At 71.5% G+C, this 18,454-nt stretch carries 15 protein-coding genes; 7 read left to right on the top strand and 8 right to left on the bottom strand.

Annotated features, from left to right (window positions below):
* Window positions 1-11: 11 nt before the first annotated feature.
* From ABGB14_RS18355 to ABGB14_RS18345, 3 genes are read right to left on the bottom strand one after another with little or no spacing between them, the layout of a single operon-like run.
* Window positions 12-863, bottom strand: a complete 852-nt coding sequence (locus tag ABGB14_RS18355; RefSeq protein ID WP_347644883.1) for a carbohydrate ABC transporter permease — start codon at window positions 861-863, stop codon at window positions 12-14.
* Entirely contained in the window at window positions 860-1,855 is a 996-nt protein-coding gene (locus ABGB14_RS18350) for a sugar ABC transporter permease (RefSeq protein ID WP_347644882.1), read from the bottom strand. The genes ABGB14_RS18355 and ABGB14_RS18350 overlap by 4 nt, the downstream gene beginning before the upstream one ends.
* A 3-nt stretch (window positions 1,856-1,858) precedes the next feature.
* Window positions 1,859-3,145 (bottom strand): extracellular solute-binding protein, encoded by a 1,287-nt coding sequence (locus ABGB14_RS18345; RefSeq protein ID WP_347644881.1) that lies wholly within the window; start codon window positions 3,143-3,145, stop codon window positions 1,859-1,861.
* A gap of 384 nt (window positions 3,146-3,529) precedes the next feature.
* Here ABGB14_RS18345 and pulA point away from each other — a divergent pair, with 384 nt between their 5' ends.
* On the top strand, window positions 3,530-6,163 hold the full coding sequence (gene pulA / locus ABGB14_RS18340; RefSeq protein ID WP_347644880.1) for a pullulanase-type alpha-1,6-glucosidase: 2,634 nt from the start codon (window positions 3,530-3,532) through the stop codon (window positions 6,161-6,163).
* Window positions 6,164-6,359: 196 nt separating this feature from the next.
* The gene (locus ABGB14_RS18335; protein ID WP_347644879.1) at window positions 6,360-6,953 is read left to right on the top strand and encodes a hypothetical protein; all 594 of its coding nucleotides are present in this window, start codon (window positions 6,360-6,362) and stop codon (window positions 6,951-6,953) included.
* Window positions 6,954-7,064: 111 nt separating this feature from the next.
* Here ABGB14_RS18335 and ABGB14_RS18330 read toward each other — a convergent pair whose 3' ends face one another.
* From ABGB14_RS18330 to ABGB14_RS18310, 5 genes are read right to left on the bottom strand one after another with little or no spacing between them, the layout of a single operon-like run.
* Window positions 7,065-9,038 carry a sugar isomerase domain-containing protein gene (locus ABGB14_RS18330; protein ID WP_347644878.1) on the bottom strand — a complete coding sequence of 658 codons (1,974 nt, stop codon included), beginning with the start codon at window positions 9,036-9,038 and terminating at the stop codon, window positions 7,065-7,067.
* A complete protein-coding gene (locus ABGB14_RS18325; protein WP_347644877.1) occupies window positions 9,035-9,979 on the bottom strand; it encodes a BadF/BadG/BcrA/BcrD ATPase family protein in 945 nt (314 codons plus the stop codon). The genes ABGB14_RS18330 and ABGB14_RS18325 overlap by 4 nt, the downstream gene beginning before the upstream one ends.
* A complete protein-coding gene (locus ABGB14_RS18320) occupies window positions 9,976-10,806 on the bottom strand; it encodes a carbohydrate ABC transporter permease (protein ID WP_347644876.1) in 831 nt (276 codons plus the stop codon). The genes ABGB14_RS18325 and ABGB14_RS18320 overlap by 4 nt, the downstream gene beginning before the upstream one ends.
* Window positions 10,803-11,780, bottom strand: a complete 978-nt coding sequence (locus ABGB14_RS18315) for a sugar ABC transporter permease (RefSeq protein WP_347644875.1) — start codon at window positions 11,778-11,780, stop codon at window positions 10,803-10,805. Before ABGB14_RS18315 ends, ABGB14_RS18320 begins: the two co-directional genes overlap by 4 nt.
* Entirely contained in the window at window positions 11,759-13,030 is a 1,272-nt protein-coding gene (locus tag ABGB14_RS18310; RefSeq protein ID WP_347644874.1) for an extracellular solute-binding protein, read from the bottom strand. The genes ABGB14_RS18315 and ABGB14_RS18310 overlap by 22 nt, the downstream gene beginning before the upstream one ends.
* Before the next feature lie 142 nt (window positions 13,031-13,172).
* Between ABGB14_RS18310 and ABGB14_RS18305 the strand changes: the two genes are divergently transcribed.
* The 5 genes from ABGB14_RS18305 to ABGB14_RS18285 all read left to right on the top strand — a co-directional run bounded on the left by ABGB14_RS18305 (window position 13,173) and on the right by ABGB14_RS18285 (window position 18,453).
* Window positions 13,173-13,946: a GntR family transcriptional regulator gene (locus ABGB14_RS18305; protein WP_347644873.1), complete on the top strand. Its 774-nt coding sequence runs from the start codon at window positions 13,173-13,175 to the stop codon at window positions 13,944-13,946.
* Window positions 13,947-14,098: 152 nt separating this feature from the next.
* Entirely contained in the window at window positions 14,099-15,142 is a 1,044-nt protein-coding gene (locus ABGB14_RS18300) for an endonuclease/exonuclease/phosphatase family protein (protein WP_347644872.1), read from the top strand.
* A gap of 11 nt (window positions 15,143-15,153) precedes the next feature.
* Window positions 15,154-16,953 (top strand): metallophosphoesterase, encoded by a 1,800-nt coding sequence (locus ABGB14_RS18295; RefSeq protein ID WP_347644871.1) that lies wholly within the window; start codon window positions 15,154-15,156, stop codon window positions 16,951-16,953.
* Window positions 16,954-17,143: 190 nt separating this feature from the next.
* Entirely contained in the window at window positions 17,144-17,866 is a 723-nt protein-coding gene (locus tag ABGB14_RS18290) for a VIT1/CCC1 transporter family protein (protein WP_347644870.1), read from the top strand.
* Between the two features lie 44 nt (window positions 17,867-17,910).
* Entirely contained in the window at window positions 17,911-18,453 is a 543-nt protein-coding gene (locus tag ABGB14_RS18285) for an N-acetyltransferase (protein WP_347644869.1), read from the top strand.
* Window position 18,454 lies beyond the last annotated feature (1 nt).

The following is an 18,454-nucleotide window of genomic DNA, read 5'->3' as shown; positions in this document are numbered from 1 at the left end:
GGCCGAATACTTTACGCTTTGGTCGCGCCGGCGGTGAGCCCGGTGACCAGGTGGCGCTGCACGAGGAGGAAGACCGCGCCCGCCGGGATGGCGATGAGCACGGCGGAGGCGGTCATCAGCCCCCAGTCCGACCAGTGCTGGCCGACGAACTGCTGCAGGCCCACCCCCAGCGTGCGCTTGTCCTCCTGCGACATGAACACCGTGGCGTAGCCGACCTCGCCCCAGGCGGTCATGAAGCAGTAGAACGCGGTCACCGCGATACCCGGACGGGCCAGCGGCAGCACGACCCGCCAGAACGTGCCGAACGGCGTCAGCCCGTCCACCATCGCGGCCTGGTCGATCTCCACCGGCACGGTGTCGAAGTAGCTCTTCATCATCCAGGCGCAGAACGGCACCGCGATCGTCATGTAGGCGATCACCAGGCCGGGGATCTGGTTGAGCAGGCCGAGCCCGGCCATCAGGTTGTACAGGGGGACGATGAGGATGGCCACCGGGAACATCTGGGTGATCAGCAGCAGCCACATGACCGAGCGGTGGCCGGGGAAGCGGAAGCGGCTGACGGCGTAGCCGGTGGTGGCGGCGAGGAACACGCCGAGCACCATGGTCAGCCCCGCCGTCAGCACGCTGTTGAGCAGCCACTGCGGGAACGCGGTGGCGGTCAGCACGCGGGTGTAGTTGTCCAGCGAGGAGTCGTCGAACAGCCGGAGCTCGGCCGACAGCCAGCTGTCACGCGGCTTGAGCGAGGTGAGCACCAGCCACACCACCGGGAACAGCGAGATCGCCACGGCGACGAGCAGGCCGGCGTGCAGGCCGATGGAGGCCAGCGGTCCCCGCTCGCCGCGGGGCCGGGTCGCGCGGGTCACCAGGGGCCTCCTTGACTGCGCAGGGTGCGGCGGTAGCCGATGGCCAGCACGACCAGCATGGCGAGGATGATCACGCCCCACGCGGCCGAGCCGGAGTAGTTGCGGATGCCGGTGAAGGCCTCGCGGAAGGCGTAGGTGACGAGGATCTCGGTCTCGCTGCCCGGCCCGCCCCGCGTGACCAGGAAGATGATGGGGAACATGTTGAACGTCCAGATCGTGCCGAGCAGGACCACGGTCGTGGAGACCTGCCGCAGCCCGGGCAGCGTGATCGCCTTGAAGCGCTGCCACGGGGAGGCGCCGTCGACCTCGGCCGCTTCGTACAGCTCGGCGGGGATCGACTGCAGGCCGCCGAGCATGGCGACCATCATGAACGGCACCCCGATCCACACGTTGACCGCGATCACCGCGATCCTGGCGGTGACCGGGTCGTCCAGCCAGCCCACGCCGGACAGCCCGGCGACCTCGAGGAAGCCGTTGATCACGCCGTAGTCGCTGTTGTAGAGGTAGCGCCAGATGAACGCGGCCACGAACGCCGGCACCGCCCACGGCAGGATCAGCAGCACCCGGTAGACCGAGCGCAGGCGCAGCTTGCGGTTGAGCATCACGGCCAGGCCGAGCCCGATGCCGTAGTGGAGGCCGACGCACACCACCGTCCACGTCACGGTCCAGAGCACCTTGTCCCAGAACAGGCTGCTGGTCAGGATCTGGAGGTAGTTGTCCAGGCCGACGAACTCGTACGTGGACGGGATCACGTTGACCCCGATGGTGCGGCCCATGTTGGCCTCGGTCGCGTCGGTCAGCGACAGGTAGACGCCCCTGGCCAGCGGCCAGCCGATCAGCACCAGCATCACGACCGCCACCGGCGCGATCATCGCCCAGGCGTACCAGTGGGCCGACAGGGCGCGTCTCAGCCGTCCGGGGCTGTCATGGCGGCGGCTCCGGCCGCGGGCGGACTCGCCCGCGGCCGGAGCCCGTCCGGTCGAGACTGCCACCGGTCAGCTCCAGTCCTTCATGATCCCGTGGTACTGCTCGTCGACCTTCTTGAGCATGTCGGCGGGCGTGACCTGGCCGCCCACGAGCGACTGGTAGCCCTCCAGCAGCGGCTGGAACAGCTGCCCGCCCTCGGGGATCCACGGGCGCGGCACGGCGGTGTCCATGATCGGCTTGAACACCGCGACGTCCGGGTTGCCCTGAACGTCGGGGTCGGCGTAGGCGGAGGTGCGGGTGGGCAGCAGGCTGATCTCCTTGGCGATCTTCGCCTGGGCCTTGGCCGTGGTCATGAACCGTACGAACTCGTACGCGGCCGGGATGTTCTTCGACCCGGCGTAGATCGCGAGGTTCCAGCCTCCCGTCGGAGCCCCTGCCTTGACCGAGCCGGCCGGGACGGGGGCGATGCCGAGGTTGGACTTGTCCTTGAACTCCTTGCCCTGGTAGATCTCCGACAGCGCCCACGGCCCGTTGTAGATCATGGCCGCCTTGCCCTCCTTGAGGGCCGTCATGGCGTTGGCGTAGCTGTCGGTCGTGGCCGGCTTGGGCGCGGCGCCGGAGTTGATCAGGTCGGCCACCGTCTCGATGGCCTTCACGTTGGCCGGCGAGTTGACCACGATCTTCTTGCTCTGCACGTCGAGCAGGTCGCCGCCCTCGCCGTACATGAACGGCAGCAGGAAGTAGGAGTCGACGTTGAGCGCCAGGCCGTCGGCGTCGGTCTTGTCCTTGACGTCGAGGGCGGCCTGCTTCAGCTCGGCGATCGTCCTGGGCGGCTCCTCGTGGCCGGCCTCCTTCAGCAGCCGCTTGTTGTAGATCAACGCCAGCGTGTCGGTGACCTGCGGCACGGCGTAGGTCTTGCCGGTGTACTTGGTGCTGCTCAGCGGCCCGGGCAGGAAGTCGGACCCGTCCTCCACCGCCCGGGTGCCGTCAAGGGGCTGCAGATAGCCCAGCGAGGCGAACTGCGGTGTCCACGCCACCTCGGAGCGGATCACGTCGGGCGCGCCGGTGCCGGCCTGCGCGGCCGTCTGGAACTGGTTCTGGGCCTGGTCGGACGGCACGTTCACATATTTGACCTTGATGCCGGGGTATTGCGCCTCGAACTCCTTGATCAACGCCTGGAACGTCGGGCCCTCGCTGTCGGGCCTGGTCGTGTCCCACCAGGTCAGCTCGCCGGTGATCTTCGACGGGTCGGTGACGGAGGCGGTGGGAGCGGCGGCCTCACCACCCCCGCCGCCGCAGGCGGTGGCCGTCAGGGTGAGCGCCGCCACGGCCGAGGCCGCTAAGAGTCGTCGCATGTCCTTGTCCTCACAGCTGTCTGTATCAGAGGTCGGGGTACGCCGGAGGTTACGCCGAGGCGGCGTTCTCGGATAGATGGGGACGCAAGATTTCTGCAAGTTGTTACATTGATCCGCACGCGCGGCCTCGGGCCCGCCATTCGCCGCACCCGCAGGCGTTTCCGCAGGTGCAGGCAGAGCCGTTTCCCCATGGCGGACGGCCGGACGGCGTGCCACCGCCGCCGGACGAGCAGGGAACCGGACGTGGCGTTGCAGAAATTTCCAGAAATGATTGCAAGCGACGCCGGCCGCCAGGTCGCTCAGGCGTTCCGCCCGAGCCCGACATGAATGGTAATCTCACGATTGCACAGGGTGAACATCGGGAGTGGGGATGCGGGGTTCCGCGTGATCCGCCGTCGGCCGGCTCGCACCGGCGCCGAAGGCGACCGGCCACGATCCCCGCGCGCGGACGTCGACCTGACCGGGGCGAGAGCCTGCTGGATCGACCGCGACACGGTGGCCTGGCGCGTCGAGCCGTCGCTGCGGCACGCGCTCGCCTGCAGCGCCGGCGGCGACATCGCCCTCGACGAGGGCGAGCTGACCGGCGACCCGCGGCTCATCCGGCTCGCGCCCGGCACGATGAGCGAGGAGCAGCGACGCCGCTGGCCCCACCTGGCCTCCTTCACCGCGCTCAAGGTGGACCCTCGCGACGCCGGCCTGGTGAAGGACGCTCTGCGCGGCCAGATCGTGGCCGTGGAGCGCGACGCCGCGGGCGAGCTGCTGGCGGCGACCGGCGTGCAGCTGCCCGGCGTGCTCGACGACGTCTACGCCGAGGCCGCCACCGCCAGGCTGGGCCCTGCGGGGCGGATGATCCCGTCGTTGTCGTTGTGGGCGCCGACCGCCCGCACGGTCGAGCTGGCGCTCTACGCGCCCGGCACCGACCGGCGCCGCGTGCGCCGGATGCGGCGCGACGACCGGACCGGCGTCTGGTCGGTGCGCGGGCTGCCGACGTGGCTGGGCCGCGAGTACACGTTCCTCGTCACGGTCTACTCCCCCAGGGAGGGCAGGATCGTGACGAACGAGGTCACCGACCCGTACGGCCTGGCCGTCGCCCCCGACGGCGGGCGCAGCAGGCTCGTCAGCCTGGAAAGCGCCGCGCACAAGCCGCGCGGCTGGGACCGGCTGGTCAAGCCCGCGGCCGTGCCGCAGCACCGGGCGTCCATCTACGAGCTGCACGTACGCGACTTCTCCGCCTCCGACGCCACCGTCCCCGCCGCGCTGCGCGGCACGTACGCGGCCTTCGGCGGCGACGGCGCCGGGATGCGGGAGCTGCGTGCGCTGGCCGCGGACGGGCTGACCCACGTGCACCTGCTGCCGGTCTTCGACTTCGCCACCGTGCCCGAGCGGAGGGCCGACCGCACCGAGCCCGGCTGCGACCTGGCCGCGTTCCCGCCGGCGTCCGAGCGGCAGCAGGAGTGCGTGGCGAGGACCGCGGCGAAAGACTCCTTCAACTGGGGGTACGACCCGCTGCACTACACGGTGCCCGAGGGCTCGTACGCGACGGACCCCGACGAGCGCACGAGAGAGTTCCGCGGCATGGTCGCCGGGCTCAACCGGGCCGGGCTGCGCGTGGTGATGGACGTCGTCTACAACCACACCCACTCCACCGAGGTGCTCGACCCGATCGTGCCCGGCTACTACCACCGGCTGCTCGACGACGGCACGGTCGCCACCTCCACGTGCTGCCCCGGCACCGCGCCCGAGCACACCATGATGGGCAGGCTGGTCGTCGACTCCGTCGTCACGTGGGCCACCCGGTACAAGATCGACGGTTTCCGCTTCGACCTGATGGGCCACCACCCGAAGGCCGGCATGCTCGCCGTCCGCGCGGCCCTCGACCGGCTGACCCCCGGGAGGGACGGCGTCGACGGAAAGTCGATCATCCTGTACGGCGAGGGCTGGAACTTCGGCGAGGTGGCCTACGACGCCAGGTTCGAGCAGGCCACGCAGGCGAATCTGGCCGGCACCGGCATCGGCACGTTCAGCGACCGGCTGCGCGACGCGGTGCGCGGCGGCGGCCCGTTCGACGCCGACCCGCGCGTGCAGGGCTTCGGCTCCGGCCTCGCGGGCGCGCCCAACGGCGCACCGGCCAACGGCACCGAGGAGGAGCAGCGGGCCAGGCTGGCCGCCTGCACGGAACTGGTCAAGGTGGGGCTGAGCGGCAGCCTGCGCGACTACGTCCTGCCCTCGGGCAGGAAGGGCTCCGAGGTCGGCTACAACGGCTCGCCCGCCGGCTACACCGCCGCGCCGGGCGAGGCGGTGGCGTACGTCGACGCGCACGACAACGAGACGCTGTTCGACGCGCTGGCGTACAAGCTGCCGCAGCGGACGCCGATGGCCGACCGGGTGCGCATGCAGGTGCTCTCGCTGGCCACTGTGGTGCTGGCGCAGGGGACGGCGTTCGTGCACGCGGGCAGCGAGCGGCTGCGGTCGAAGTCGCTTGACCGCAACTCCTACGACTCGGGCGACTGGTTCAACCGGCTGTTGTGGGACTGCTCGGCGGGCAACGGCTTCGGCGCCGGCCTGCCGCCCAGGGCGGCCAACGAGGCCGCGTGGCCGTACGCGAGACCCCTGCTCGAAGACCCGGCGCTGCGCCCTGACTGCGCGGCCGTCGACGCCTGCCGGGCCGGGTTCGGCGAGCTGCTGCGGATCAGGGCGTCGTCACCGGCGTTCGCCCTGGGCTCGGCGGCCGAGGTGCGGCGGCGGTTGACGTTCCCCGCCTCGGCGGAGGGCGTGATCGCCATGCACATCGACACGACGGGCCTCGACCCGCGCTGGACGTCCGTCACCGTCGTGTTCAACGCGACGCCGTACACGCACGCGCAGGCGATGCCCGGCCTGGCGGGACAGGCCGTGTCGCTCCATCCCGTGCAGGGGTGCTCCGGCGACGCGGTGGTGCGGAGCTCGGCGTTCGACCCGGCCACCGCGACCCTGTCGGTCCCGGCCCGCACGGTCGCGGTCTTCGTCACGGCCCGGTGAACGAAGCCGGTAGACGGCGGGCGTGCTGGGTAGGGGAACCGCAGGTCGAAAACCCATGGCTTTCAGCCGCACGACAACGCAGACTGGATAGACGGCGATCGCGTGGAGCAGTGGAGCACCCGTGGACTATCACCTTGATCACATGCCGGTTCTGTCCCGAGGCAGACATCGCAACCCGAAACGCGGTGCCTGTTTCATGGAGCTGGCCTCATATCTGGCCGGAGAGCGCTGGAGCGACCATCCGGCCTGCACACACCCGTTGCTGGCCGCGCTCGCCCGCCTGGTCAACGACAACACCGGCGACGAGAGCCGGGCCGGCCTCGTCCACCTGGTTCCGTCCATCATCGGCCTGGCCAGCGACGACCTGCGCGTGGACGCGCGGATCGCGCTGCGCTGCGCCACCACGGCGCTGCCGGTGGCGGCGGCCGAGCGCCAGCTCGCGCTGGCGGTGTCGGTGCTGGCGGCCGAGGAGATGCTGGCCAGGCTCGACGGCGCCCCGTCGGGGCGGCTCAGCGAGTCGAGCGTGCGGGTGCTGGAGGATGTCCCGCACGCGGCCGAGCAGGCGCGCCGCTTCAGCCGCGCGGCCAGGATCACGCAGAAGGGCTTTCGCCGGTACGCCGCGCCCAACGCGGTGCAACTGTCGGTGGTCGGCATCGTGCAGGCCTGCATCCCCGACCCGGACGCGCTGCTGCGCCGGCTCCTGGAGGAGACCATCGCCGACTGCGACGCCATGATCCACGGCCGGCAGGCCGACACCTCCGGCGCCGTCACCACCCCGGCCCACGCCTGAAAGGGCGCGGCGTCCCCTGCGTCCGCCGGGGACGCCCCCAGCAGCCCGCCGGTAGCGGCGCGTGTCCTCGAGCGCGCCGTTCCCGAGGACGTCCGCGCCGCGCACCGCGGGCTACGGCTCGAGCGGGCGCACGCGTTCGCGATAGCGCTCGTACAGCGCGGCGTTGTGGTCGTCGCCGCTCGCCAGGTTCGCCGAGACGAACACCGGGAGGTCGGCTCCTCGTTCGAGCAGCTTCCTGCAGACGAGCTCGGCGAGCACCTGCGCTATGAGCACCCCCGTGAAGGAGGAGACCGCGCCGACGCGCGCCCCGGGGCCGAGCTCGACCGTGGCGTCGCCGGCCGGGGCACAGTTGTCGATCACGACGTCCGCGAGATCGGCCAGGCGTGCTCCCCCCGCCTTTCGCGCGAACGACGAGCGGGTGTGTTCGAGCGACGTGAGCGCGATCACGCGATGGCCGTTGCCGCGGGCGAGCCTCGCCATCTCGACGACCGCCGCGTTGAGGCCGGAGTTCGACACGATCAGGAACACGTCGGCCGGTTCCGGCCGCGCCAGCGTGTAGATCCGCTCGGCGAGGCCGGGCGTGCGCTCGTACGCCGGATCCAGGATGAGCGCCGGGTCCACGCCCCCGAACATCACCAGGTCCTTGACCGCGAGCATGCTCACGGCCGCCAGGCCGCCGGCGCGACCGGTGAGCTCCAGCGCGACCGCCCGCGAGTGCCCGGTGGCGAACGCCTGGAGCACCCCGCCGGCGGCCATCGAGCCGGCGACGAGCTCGGCCGCCTGGTGAATGGCGGTCATCTGCGTCGTCACCACCTGGTCCACGAGTGACCCGGCACGGGCTGCGAACTGTGATCCGGCCATGGAGCGTCCCTTCCTTCCCGATGTCTCGACGGCATGGACCGCGGCCGCCACGACGCGCTCGCCGCTGCCCTCCGCGACCGGGCTGACGAGGGTCTCGTACGTGGCCGGAGTGCCGCGGCTGGGCAGGTAGCCCAGGTAGCCGTTGGCGTAGCCGAGGACGACGGGTGGAGCGTGCGCAGGGAACTCCGCGCGGACGGCCTCGCCCAGGTCGAGGAAGAGCTCGCCCGGCACGGCCACGAGGGTGACGTCGCCGAGCCGGATCGCCTGGACCTCGATCTCGTAGGGTCGTGTGCGCCCCCGGCTCTGGAGATCACGGGCGATTCGCCGGCCCTGGTGGACCACGCTCCGGTGGCGTTCGCCGGCGCCCTGGGCGTCCGCCGCCGCGGCGATGGCGGCGGCGAACTCCTCGGGCCGCTTGGGCGCGAGCTCGACCCGGACGGAAGCCGGTGCGAGGACGGGCGCCTCCCCCGGCTCACCCGTGGGGGGCGCCGCGACGGGGAGCCGCTCGGCCACCAGCATGCCGAGCCGATCGATCTCCGCCCGGTCCCGCGCCTGCCGCGTGTGCCGCGTGCTGATGTCGCCCGCGGCGCCGGTCGCCACCACGATCCACCGGTCACCGGCCTGGAGGGCACGGCGGATGCCGCCGGTGAGGTCCGCGCCGGCACCGCTGTTGCCCGCCGGGAGCACCGTGGGATGCACGGGCGAGACCACGATGACGCCGACGGTCTCTCCCGCGGGGGACGAGACGACGAGCGCGTCGACCGGCAGGTCGGCGGCGTGGCGGTCCGGGAACGCGCGCCGCCCGCCCAGGTTCGGGACATCCGCCCGTACGGTGTGGAGCCGCGCGTCCCGCTCGTCGGCGAGCGCGGCCCTGACGGCCTGGAGCGACGCGCGGACCAGGCGTTCGGCCAGCGAGGCAGGGGTCGGTGCGCCCCCGGGGACGCATCCGGCCTCCGGGCTCGCGTGGGTGTGCGTCGCCGCCACCCAGCAGGAGTCGACGCCCAGGTCACCGACGGCGGCCCGGATCCGCTCCACCACATCGGTGTTCACGCACACGAGGTCGGCGACGATCAACGCGAACCGGTGCCCGCCGTCGGTGAAGGTGACGGCGTGGACCTCCAGCGGGTCGAGGGTGGCGGTGATGCCCTCCGTCCGGTCGGCGTACCCGCCCATGGCCTCGCCCACGACGACGTCGAGTCGCTCGGCGCCGTGCCCGGCCCTCACGCCTGGCCTCCCGGCTGGGTGGTGAGCCGCCGCAGCAGGCCTCGATACGGTTCTTGCGAACGGAGCAAGGTCAATCCACCTTCCAGAGATGTGGCGAGCGGCGCGGCCAGGTCCAGCCCGCGGCCGGACAGACTCGCGACCAGAGCAGTGTGCAGGAGGTTGCCGGGAGCCAGGAGGCGCCCGTTGTAGGAGACCCGCCGGCCCGCGTCCGGCAGGCGGGACACCGCCGCCGCCGCGGCGGCGGCGAGGGCCTCGGCCGCCTCGACGCAGATGCCGCGGGCCACCGCGTCGCGTTCCGCGGCCTCCAGGACGGCACGCGCGAAAGCGGCGGTCCGCGCGACCAGCGCGGCGTCCCGGTAGAAGCGCTGCAGGCCGGCCAGATCCGTGCCGCCCAGTTCCGCGACGAGCCGGTCGGCCAGCTCGGTCGCCGGCCCCACGCCGTCGTACGCCGCCGTGGCGGCGCGCAGCCCGGCCAGGCCGATGGCGTGGGCGCTGCCGCGGTCCCCCAGCAGCGGCCCCCAGCCGTCGATCCTGACGCTGCGCCCGGAGTCGCCGACCGCGAGAACGGTGGTCCCGGTGCCCACGCACAACACCGTGCCCGCGCCCTCCAGGGCCCCGGCGTGGGCGAGCAGGCTGTCCTCCACGACGAGGGCCGGGCATCCGAAGAACTCCTCGAGGAGGGAGACCAGCCGGCGCCTCGCCGCCGGGTCGCCGGGGACCCCGGTGAGGCCGGCGGCCACGCCTGCCGCCTCCGCGGGCAGGCGGACCGCCTCGGCGGCGGCCCGGACGCTGCCGAGGATGCGGGCGACGCCGTCCTCGCCCGGCTCGTACGACATGCCAGGCCCGACGCCGTACTGCCGGTCCCGGCCGGTGCTCACGAGCAGGCGAAGCTCGGACTTGCCGCCGTCGATGCTGATGCGGGCCTTGTGATCCGCCGTCAACGGGACATCCCTGCCGTCAGCCCTGCGATGATCTGCTTGGTCGCGAGCGCGAACACCAGGGCCAGCGGCACGAGGGCGATCACCAGCCCGGCGAAGAGCGTCGCCCGGTCGGTGGCGAACTCGCCGAAGAAGCGGGTCAGGCCGACGGGGACGGTGTACTTGGAGTCGCTGCGCAACAGGACGAGCGGGTAGAAGAAGTCGTTCCACGTGGGCGCGAACTGGAAGACGGTGACCACGGCCAGGGCCGGTCGCATGAGCGGCAGCGCGATCGACACGAAGAGCCGTCCCTCGTTCGCGCCGTCCAGGCGGGCGGCCTCTTCGAGTCCGGTGGGCAGCCCCCGCATGAAACCCATGATCACGAAGATCGAGAAGGGCACGCCGCTCGCCGCGTACAGCAGCATCAGGCCGGGCCGCGTGTCGATCAGCCCCATGGACAGGTACATGTAGAAGACCGGGAGCAGCCCGAGTTTGGCCGGGATCATCAGCCCTGACAGGAAGAAGGCGGCCAGGAGCGCGCGCCCGCGAAACCGCCAGCGCGACAGCGCGTAGGCGGCCGTGGCCGACACCGCCACGCACAGCGTGACGGCGCCGACGGTGACCAGGAGCGAGTTGGCGAAGTACGTGGAGATCGACGCGGTCTCCCAGGCCCGCAGGTAGTTGTCGAGGGTGAGCGACTCCGGCAGCCCGACCGGCTGCCGCAGGATGTCGGCGTTGGTGCGGAACGAGCCGATCGCCACCAGGAGGAGCGGGCCGAACGCGACCGCGGCGTAGGACCACAGCAGGGCGTGGACGACCAGGACCCGTAGGCCCCGGCGTCTCGTGGTCACGAGGTCACCTCCCGGCGCCGCAGGAAGCGCTCCAGGACCGCGGAGGCGCCGAAGACGAGGATGAAGATCATGATGGCGAGCGCGGAGGACTCCCCGATCGCGTTCGTGCCGCCCTCGAAGGCCGTGCGGTAGTAGAGCAGGCCCAGCACGTCCATCGCGCCGCCAGGGCCGCCGTCCGATCCGCCGAGCGCGTAGACCAGGTCGAAGAGGTTGAAGCAGCCGATGAAGGTCAGCACGGTGATGACCCCGACCGCGGGCATGAGGAGCGGGAACCGCACGCTCCAGAAGGCCCGGAACGGGGAGGCGCCGTCCATCGCGGCGGCCTCCTCCAGTTCCCTGGGGATGCCGCCCAGCGCGGCGAGAAAGATCAGCATCGGGCCGCCGATCCACTGCCAGGCGTTCACCAGGACCAGGACGGGGAGCGCCGTGTCGGGGTCGCCGATCCACGGCCGGGCCCACGCGTCCAGGCCGGCCGCCCGCAGCAGGAAGTTGATCGGCCCGAACGTGGGGCTCAGCAGCAGGGACCAGACGTATCCGACGATCAGCGGGCTGATGAGGTACGGCAGGGAGAAGATCGTCTGGAGGAAGCGCTTGCCGCGGGGGTTGCGGTACAGCAGCACCGCGAGGCCGAGGCCGACGGTGTTCTGGATGGCCATCGTGCCGGCGAAGAACAGCACGTTGTGCCAGAGCGCGGCGGGAATCTCCTGGTTGAGCGGATACCTGGTCAGCACCTCGAGATAGTTGCCGAGCCCGGCGAACTCCCCCTGGCGGATGCCTTCCCACCGGAACAGGCCGTAGTAGAAGGCCGTGACCAGCGGGACGACGACGAACATGCCGTAGAGCACGAGGGCCGGCAGGCAGAACGCCGCGATCCAGGCCGGGGAGGTGCGGCCGGCCCGGTAGCCGGCCGGGTGGCCGGTACGGTGGCGCGCCGGCTCGGGGCGCTCGGCGGTCACTGGGTCGGCTCGAACCACTGGTCCACACCCTGCTGTACGTGTTCGGCGGCGTCCTCGGCGCCGGAGCGCCCGGTGACGAACGTCGAGAACGCCTCCGAGGCCAGGTCCCAGGCGGTCGGCGAGCCGCCGGAGAAGTACGCGTAGGTGACGTACGGGCTGGGGTCGGCCTGGTAGGCGGCCAGCGCCTGGGCGAGCAGCGGGTCCTGGGGCCGCACGCCCGGCACCGCCGAGATCTGCCGGAGCTCGGTGGAGAACGCCTGGCCGAACTCGGGGGAGGCCATCCAGCGCACCAGGTCCATGGCTGCCTTCTGGTGGGGGGACTTGGCCGAGACGCCGAACGAGCCGTCGACGTAGCCGGGGACGAGCGTCCGGGTGGCCGCCGCGCCCGGCGGCGGTGGGACGTTGAAGATGCCCAGCTCGAGTTCCGGGTTGGTTTTCTCGAAGACCGCCAGCTCCCAGACCCCTCCGGGGAACATCGCCGCCCGCCCGGAGGTGAACAGCGCCTGGGCGTCGACGTAGCTCACGCCCTCGTACTGCTCGGGCCAGTACTTGCTCGTGCTCTTCCACTTCGTCAGCGAGTCCACCCAGGGCCGGTCGGTGAACGTGGCCTGCCCGGCCAGCATCTTGCTGAGGTAGTCGTGGCCGCCGTAGCTCGTCGCGCCGAAGATCTCCTGCTGGATGGGGAGCATCCACGTGTCGGTCACCGTCGTCGCGAGCGGGACGAGGCCGGCCGCCGCCAGCTTGTCGAAGGCCGCGATCATCTCGTCCCAGGTCTTCGGCGGGGTCAGCCCGTGCTTGCCGAAGAGGGCTTTGTCGTAGATGACGTGCAGGGTCTGGATGGCGAACGGCACGCCGTACACCCGCTTGTCGCGCTCGCCGCGGGCGCCGTCGAGGACCGGCTCCGGGAAGCCGGCCAGCTCCTGGACCTGGCCGTCCAGGGGGACCAGGCTCTTGGCGGCGACGAGCGGCTGGAGCAACCCGTACGAGCGCAGCTGGGCGACGTCGGGGCCGTTGGCGTCGCTGAGCCCTGTCCGCAGGATGGTGTCGTACTCGTCGGCCTTGTAGGGCACGTACTTCACTTTCACGCCCGGATGGGCGTCTTCGTAGATCTTGAAGATCTTCTCGTAGGCGGCGACGTCCTCCTGGCGCCATCCCCAGACGTCGAGAGTGACCTGTTCGGAGGTGGTGCCGGAGCTCGTCTGCCCTTCGGGGGCGCTCGGGGCGCAGGCCGACAGAGTCATGGCCAGCATCCCGGCAGCCGCGATCAAGCCGCGCCGTGTACGAAACATACGCATTTCTCCATATCGGGCGCTCATGCGATGGTCTGGAACGTAATACTGGTATAGACCGTAAGTCAACAGGCGCGAGGCCATAAGATGGTGCGCCGACAGGACTGGGAGGGAGCCGGCGGTGGCGAGGCCGCGACACGAACCGCGTGATGTCGCACCAGAGGTGTTCTCCGCGGGAGAGGGAGGCCCGAAGGGCAAGCACATCCAGGACGTCCTCACCGCGCTGGTGCTCGACATGCGCGACGGCGCCCTGCTCCCCTCCGAACGCGTCCTCGCCGAGCGGTTCGGCGTGGCCAGGATGACGGTCCGCGGAGTGATCAACGACCTGGAGGCGCGCGGGCTGGTCAGGCGCGTGGCGGGGCGGGGCACGTTCGTGCAGCAGCCCACCCTCACCCACTCGGAGAACTTCCGCTCCTTCAGCGAGGACATGCGGATGCGCGGGATGGTTCCCGGCGCCAAGAGCTACCGCGGCCGCACCCGGCCCGCGCCGCGCGACATCGCGGCCCGCCTCGGCCTCGCCACCGGCGATCCGGTCCACTCCATCGAGCGGGTGCGGACCGCCGACGGCGTCCCCATGGCGCTTGAGCGCACGAACCTGTCCGCCGCGCGGTTCCCTGGCCTGCTCTCCGAGATGGGACGGGACGACTCGCTCTTCGAGCTCCTGGGACGCCTGTTCGGCGTGCGGCTGGAGACCGCGGAGCAGACCGTCTCCATCGCCCGGCTGAGCCGGTCGGAGGCCAGACGGCTGGAGGTGCCGGACTATGACCCGGCGTTCCTCGTGGAGCGGGTCGCCGTGGACAACATGGGCAACGTGGTCGAGTTCGGCCGCTCGCTCTACCGCGGCGATCGCTACGTCATCCAGATGCACGTCAGCCGGCCTCCGGCCGCCGGCTGACCCCGGCCCGGCGGGCCCGCACCGCGAGCTGCCCGGTGCCTTTCCTGCGCACGCCTCCCCCTTGTCACTCCCGCCACGCGGTGTTACGTTTCCGCCAAATACTGGTCTAGACAGGAATGTTCGAGCGGAACTCACCCCCCGGGAGACGCACCATGAGATTCGGACTCACCGCGATCGTGGCAGCTGCCGCATTACTCCTGGCGACGCCCGCCGTCGCCGCCGCGGAACCGTCGGACGCCGCTCCGGCCGGCAAGGCCGAGCGCAGGATCCGGATGCTGGACTTCAACTTCGCCGGAAACGGCTTCAACGGCGGGAGCACGGGCGCCCCGGTCGACGACGCCGCAACGAAGATCTACGAGCAGGGCGCCGAGATCATCTCTCTCAACGAGATGTGCTACACGCAGTGGGTCGCGTTGCGGGACCGGCTGAAGGCGAAGCCGGGCTACGGCGGCCTCACCGAGCAGGTCGTCGTGACGAACCACGACATCCCCAACTGCCACGACCCGGACGTCAATCCCGGTGGCTGGTACGTCATGGGACTGCTGAGCAAGCACCCGTCCGACCGGGTGATGTTCGGTGACACGCCGTACCTGGATCTCGGCTACCACTATCGCCAGCGGTTCCGCAAGCTCGTCTGCGGCGACGTCCACGTGCCCCGCGCGGCGGCCGTGCGCGCGTGCGTGACCCATACCGAGGTGCCCCTGGTCATCATCAACGAGGACTCCTTCCCCGACGACCCGGACATCGCCGCCGACCCCCATTACGGCCGCTCCATCAACTACGCCCAGTCGAAGCTGATCGCCGACACCATCACGCCGATGGCCGCCCGGATGCCGGTCGCCCTGCTCGGCGACCTGAACGAGTTGCCGTTCCTGCCCTCGCTCTCCCACTTCTACGCCAGGTGCGGCGGGACCGGGGTCTTCGACGAGGTCGACGGAGCGGACCCGCGCTGGCGCGGCAACATCAGGCGATGGCACCTCGGGACGGAGGCGTGCCCCCACCGCCAGGGCGAGTGGACCATGGGTGCCGAAGGCCTGCCCGACGACTACCACCGGCCCTACGAGAGCAACCGGAAGATCGACTACATCTTCGTGGACCGCCGTCACTTCAGGGTCGGCCCCACGTCCGGCTGGGTCGTCTCGACACCGTACTCCGACCACCGCATCGTCGTCGGCGACGTCGCGCTGAAGCACTGAAAGGTCCGCACATGCCCAGGCGAACGAGACTGTGCGCCGCGGCGCTCACCGCGGCCCTCCTTCCGGCGGGGACCCTGACCGGTCAGGCCACGGCGGCCACCCGGCAGGCGGACTTCCGCATCCTTCCGTATCTGCAGAGCCCGAGTTCCTCGGGCATCACCATCACCTGGTTCACCGAGGACGGCGAGCCGGGCCGGTTGACCGTCCGCGGGCCGGGCCTCCCGGGCCGCCAGGTCGCGCGGGTCGCCGGCGAGCCGCAGCCGGACCTGGCCTACACGGCCGCCGAGCTCACCCAGGAGATCCCCGGGCTGGAGCAGGGATCATGGCTCGGAGGGCCGGACAGCTACAAGCACTCCAGGCAGGTGAGCGGCCTGCGACCGGGCGCCCGGTACCACTACACGGTGGAACAGGGCGGGAAGACCTTCCGCGGCCGCTTCCGCACCGCCCCGGCCGCCGACCGCTGGCAGCACATCAGGCTGATCGCCATGTCCGACTCCGAGACCGAGCCGCGCGGGCGCGTCCAGCGCCGGGAGTGGGCGCCGGGCGCCGGCGCCGCCGGCCGGCCCCCGGCCGATGCTGACGCGCTCTGGGACCGAACGTACGGCACCACGGTCCTGTCCGGGACGCGCGTCCTGCGCTATCCGCTCACCGAGGACGAGGGCCTGCGCCGCAACCTCGCCGTCGTGCGCGGCAGATCGCCCGACGCGGTGCTCTTCACCGGAGACCTCGTCCAGGGCGGCGGTTACCAGCCCGGCTGGGACGAGTTCTTCCGTCACACCGCCGGCGCCTCCGGCGACCTGCTGACCGGCGTGCCCATCATCCCCGCGTTCGGGAACTGGGAGAGCTTCGGGGCGATCAACGGCGGGTACGGCACGCCGGAGGACCGCACGCCGGTCGCACGATCGCGCGCCAAGTTCCACGCCTACTTCGACGCGCCGCCCAACGGAACGCCGGAGCACCGCGACAACTACCACCGCATCGACTACGGGCCGGTCACCGTGCTGACGCTCGACAGCAACAACGGCGAACCGGATGACAGCGCGGCGAGCTACCCGCCCGAGGAGAAGCTGACCGGCCGCGAGTACACCGGACCGGGCACCGACACCCAGGAGAACTTCACGCGCTCGGAGTACGAGGCGGCCGGCGGCCGTGACCTGTCGGACTACAGCCCGGGCGGCCGGCAATGGACGTGGGTGGAGCAGCAGCTCCGCGATGCCAGGGCAGCGGGTCAGATCGTGCTCGTGCAGTTCCACCACGTCCCCTACAGCAGCGGGGAACACGGCCTGCCCATGAACCACGCGCTGACCTCGGGCCAGGGCGGCACCCCGATGCGGGTCTACCATCCCCTGTTCGAACGGTACGGGGTGAGCGCCGTCATCTCCGGGCACAGCGAGATGTTCGAGCGGAGTTTCGTCGACACGGACGGCGACGGCACCGGTGTGCACTACTACGACGTGGGTGTCTCGGGCGACGGCCTGCGGGGCGTGCGCAGGGACGGCCCCACGCTCGACAGCCCGCCCCTGGCGTACAACGCGTTCAGCCGGTGGACGGCTGACCAGGGCGAGCCCGAGGTGTGGGACGTCGCCGGCGGGACGCCGCGGCTGCTCTCGGGCGGCAAGCACTACGGCCATCTCGAGATCGACGTCGACCGGGTCCGGGGAAAGGGCGGCCGGAAGGCGCGGATCACCCTGACACCCGTCCATGTCTTCCCGGTCATGGACGACAAGCTCGCGGTGCTCCGTACCGAGCGGCGAACCTACTCCGACCGCGTGGTGATCGACGTCGACGCCGGCGGGAGGCCCGCGCGCTAGCCGCCACCACGGCCGCACGCCGGCCGCGCGGCCGGCGGAGGCCGGCGGAGGCCGGCGGGCACCGCCGGACCGCGCCCGCCGAGCCGTTCTGGCGGCGGAATGCCTGGCCAGGGAAGGCTTTCCTTCGTTGCGGATCTTGGCGACATATGCCTACATTTCCGGATAAGGCACCCGAAAGCGGAGGAATTGCATGACCGTCGAGCTCGCCCGGCCGTACTCGCCCGAGAAGCATCACAGCCACCGGGACGTCACCGGCGGCTGGCTGCGGCCGGCCGTGTTCGGGGCGATGGACGGGCTCGTGTCCAATTTCGCGTTGATCGCCGGGGTCGTGGGCGCGGCGGGCGCCGGGCGCGGCGCGGTGCTGGCGGGGTTCGCCGGTCTCGTCGCCGGCGCGTGTTCCATGGCGGCCGGGGAGTACACGTCCGTGAAGTCCCAGACCGAGCTGATGCGGGCGGAGATCGCCGTCGAGCGGCAGGAGCTGGTCAGGAACCCCAAGGGCGAGCTGGCCGAGCTGGCGGCTCTCTACCAGGCGCGCGGGCTCGACCCCGCGCTGGCGCACCGGGTGGCCGAGGGGCTGTCCGCCGATCCCGAGCAGGCGTTGCGGGTGCACGTCCGCGAGGAGCTGGGCGTGGATCCCGACGACCTGCCCTCGCCGTACGTGGCCGCGGGGTCCTCGTTCTGCGCGTTCGCGGCCGGGGCGCTGGTGCCGCTGGCGCCCTTCCTCTTCGGAGCGTCAGGGCTGGCCGTGGCCGTGGTGCTGAGCGTGCTGGCGTTGTTCGGGTTCGGGGCGGCGGTGGCGCGGATGACGGCGCGGCCGTGGTGGCTGGGCGGGCTGCGCCAGCTCGTGCTGGGCGTGGGGGCGGCGTCCGTCACCTTCGGGCTGGGCCACCTGCTCGGGGTGGCCGTCTCCTGATCGCGGGCGACCGCGCGGGAAGTTCCCGGGTACGTTTCCGGAGTATGAGCATGAGCAGTCCCCGCGAGCACACCTTCCGCCCGGCCCGCCGTTCCGACGTCCCCGCGCTGGTCGACCTGGTGCAGTCGGCGTACCGGGGAGAGACGAGCAGGAGCGGGTGGACCGGTGAGGCGGACCTCCTCCAGGGACAGCGCGTGGACGCGGCGATGGTGACCGAGATGATCGACGATCCGTCCACGACCGTGATCGTCGCCGAGGCCGACGGCGTCATGGTGGGGTGCTGCCAGCTCGAACGCCATGACGGCCACGCCTACTTCGGGACGTTCGCCGTCGCGCCCGACCTGCAGGGCGCGGGCACGGGTCGGGCGCTGCTCGCCGAGGCAGAGCGGCTCGCCCGCGACGAGTGGGGCGCCGGCGAGCTGCGGATGACGGTGATCGTCCAGCGCGAGGACCTCATCGCCTGGTACGTGCGCCGCGGCTACGTCCGCACCGGCGAGCTGTCGCCCTTCCCGTACGGCGACGAGCGGTTCGGCGTGCCCATGCGTGACGACCTGGCGTTCGAGACCCTGGCGAAGAAGCTCGGCTGAC

It is taken from the genome of Nonomuraea sp. B10E15 (genome assembly GCF_039871615.1).
Classification (GTDB): domain Bacteria; phylum Actinomycetota; class Actinomycetes; order Streptosporangiales; family Streptosporangiaceae; genus Nonomuraea.
This window is presented reverse-complemented; position numbering and strand designations above follow the sequence as displayed.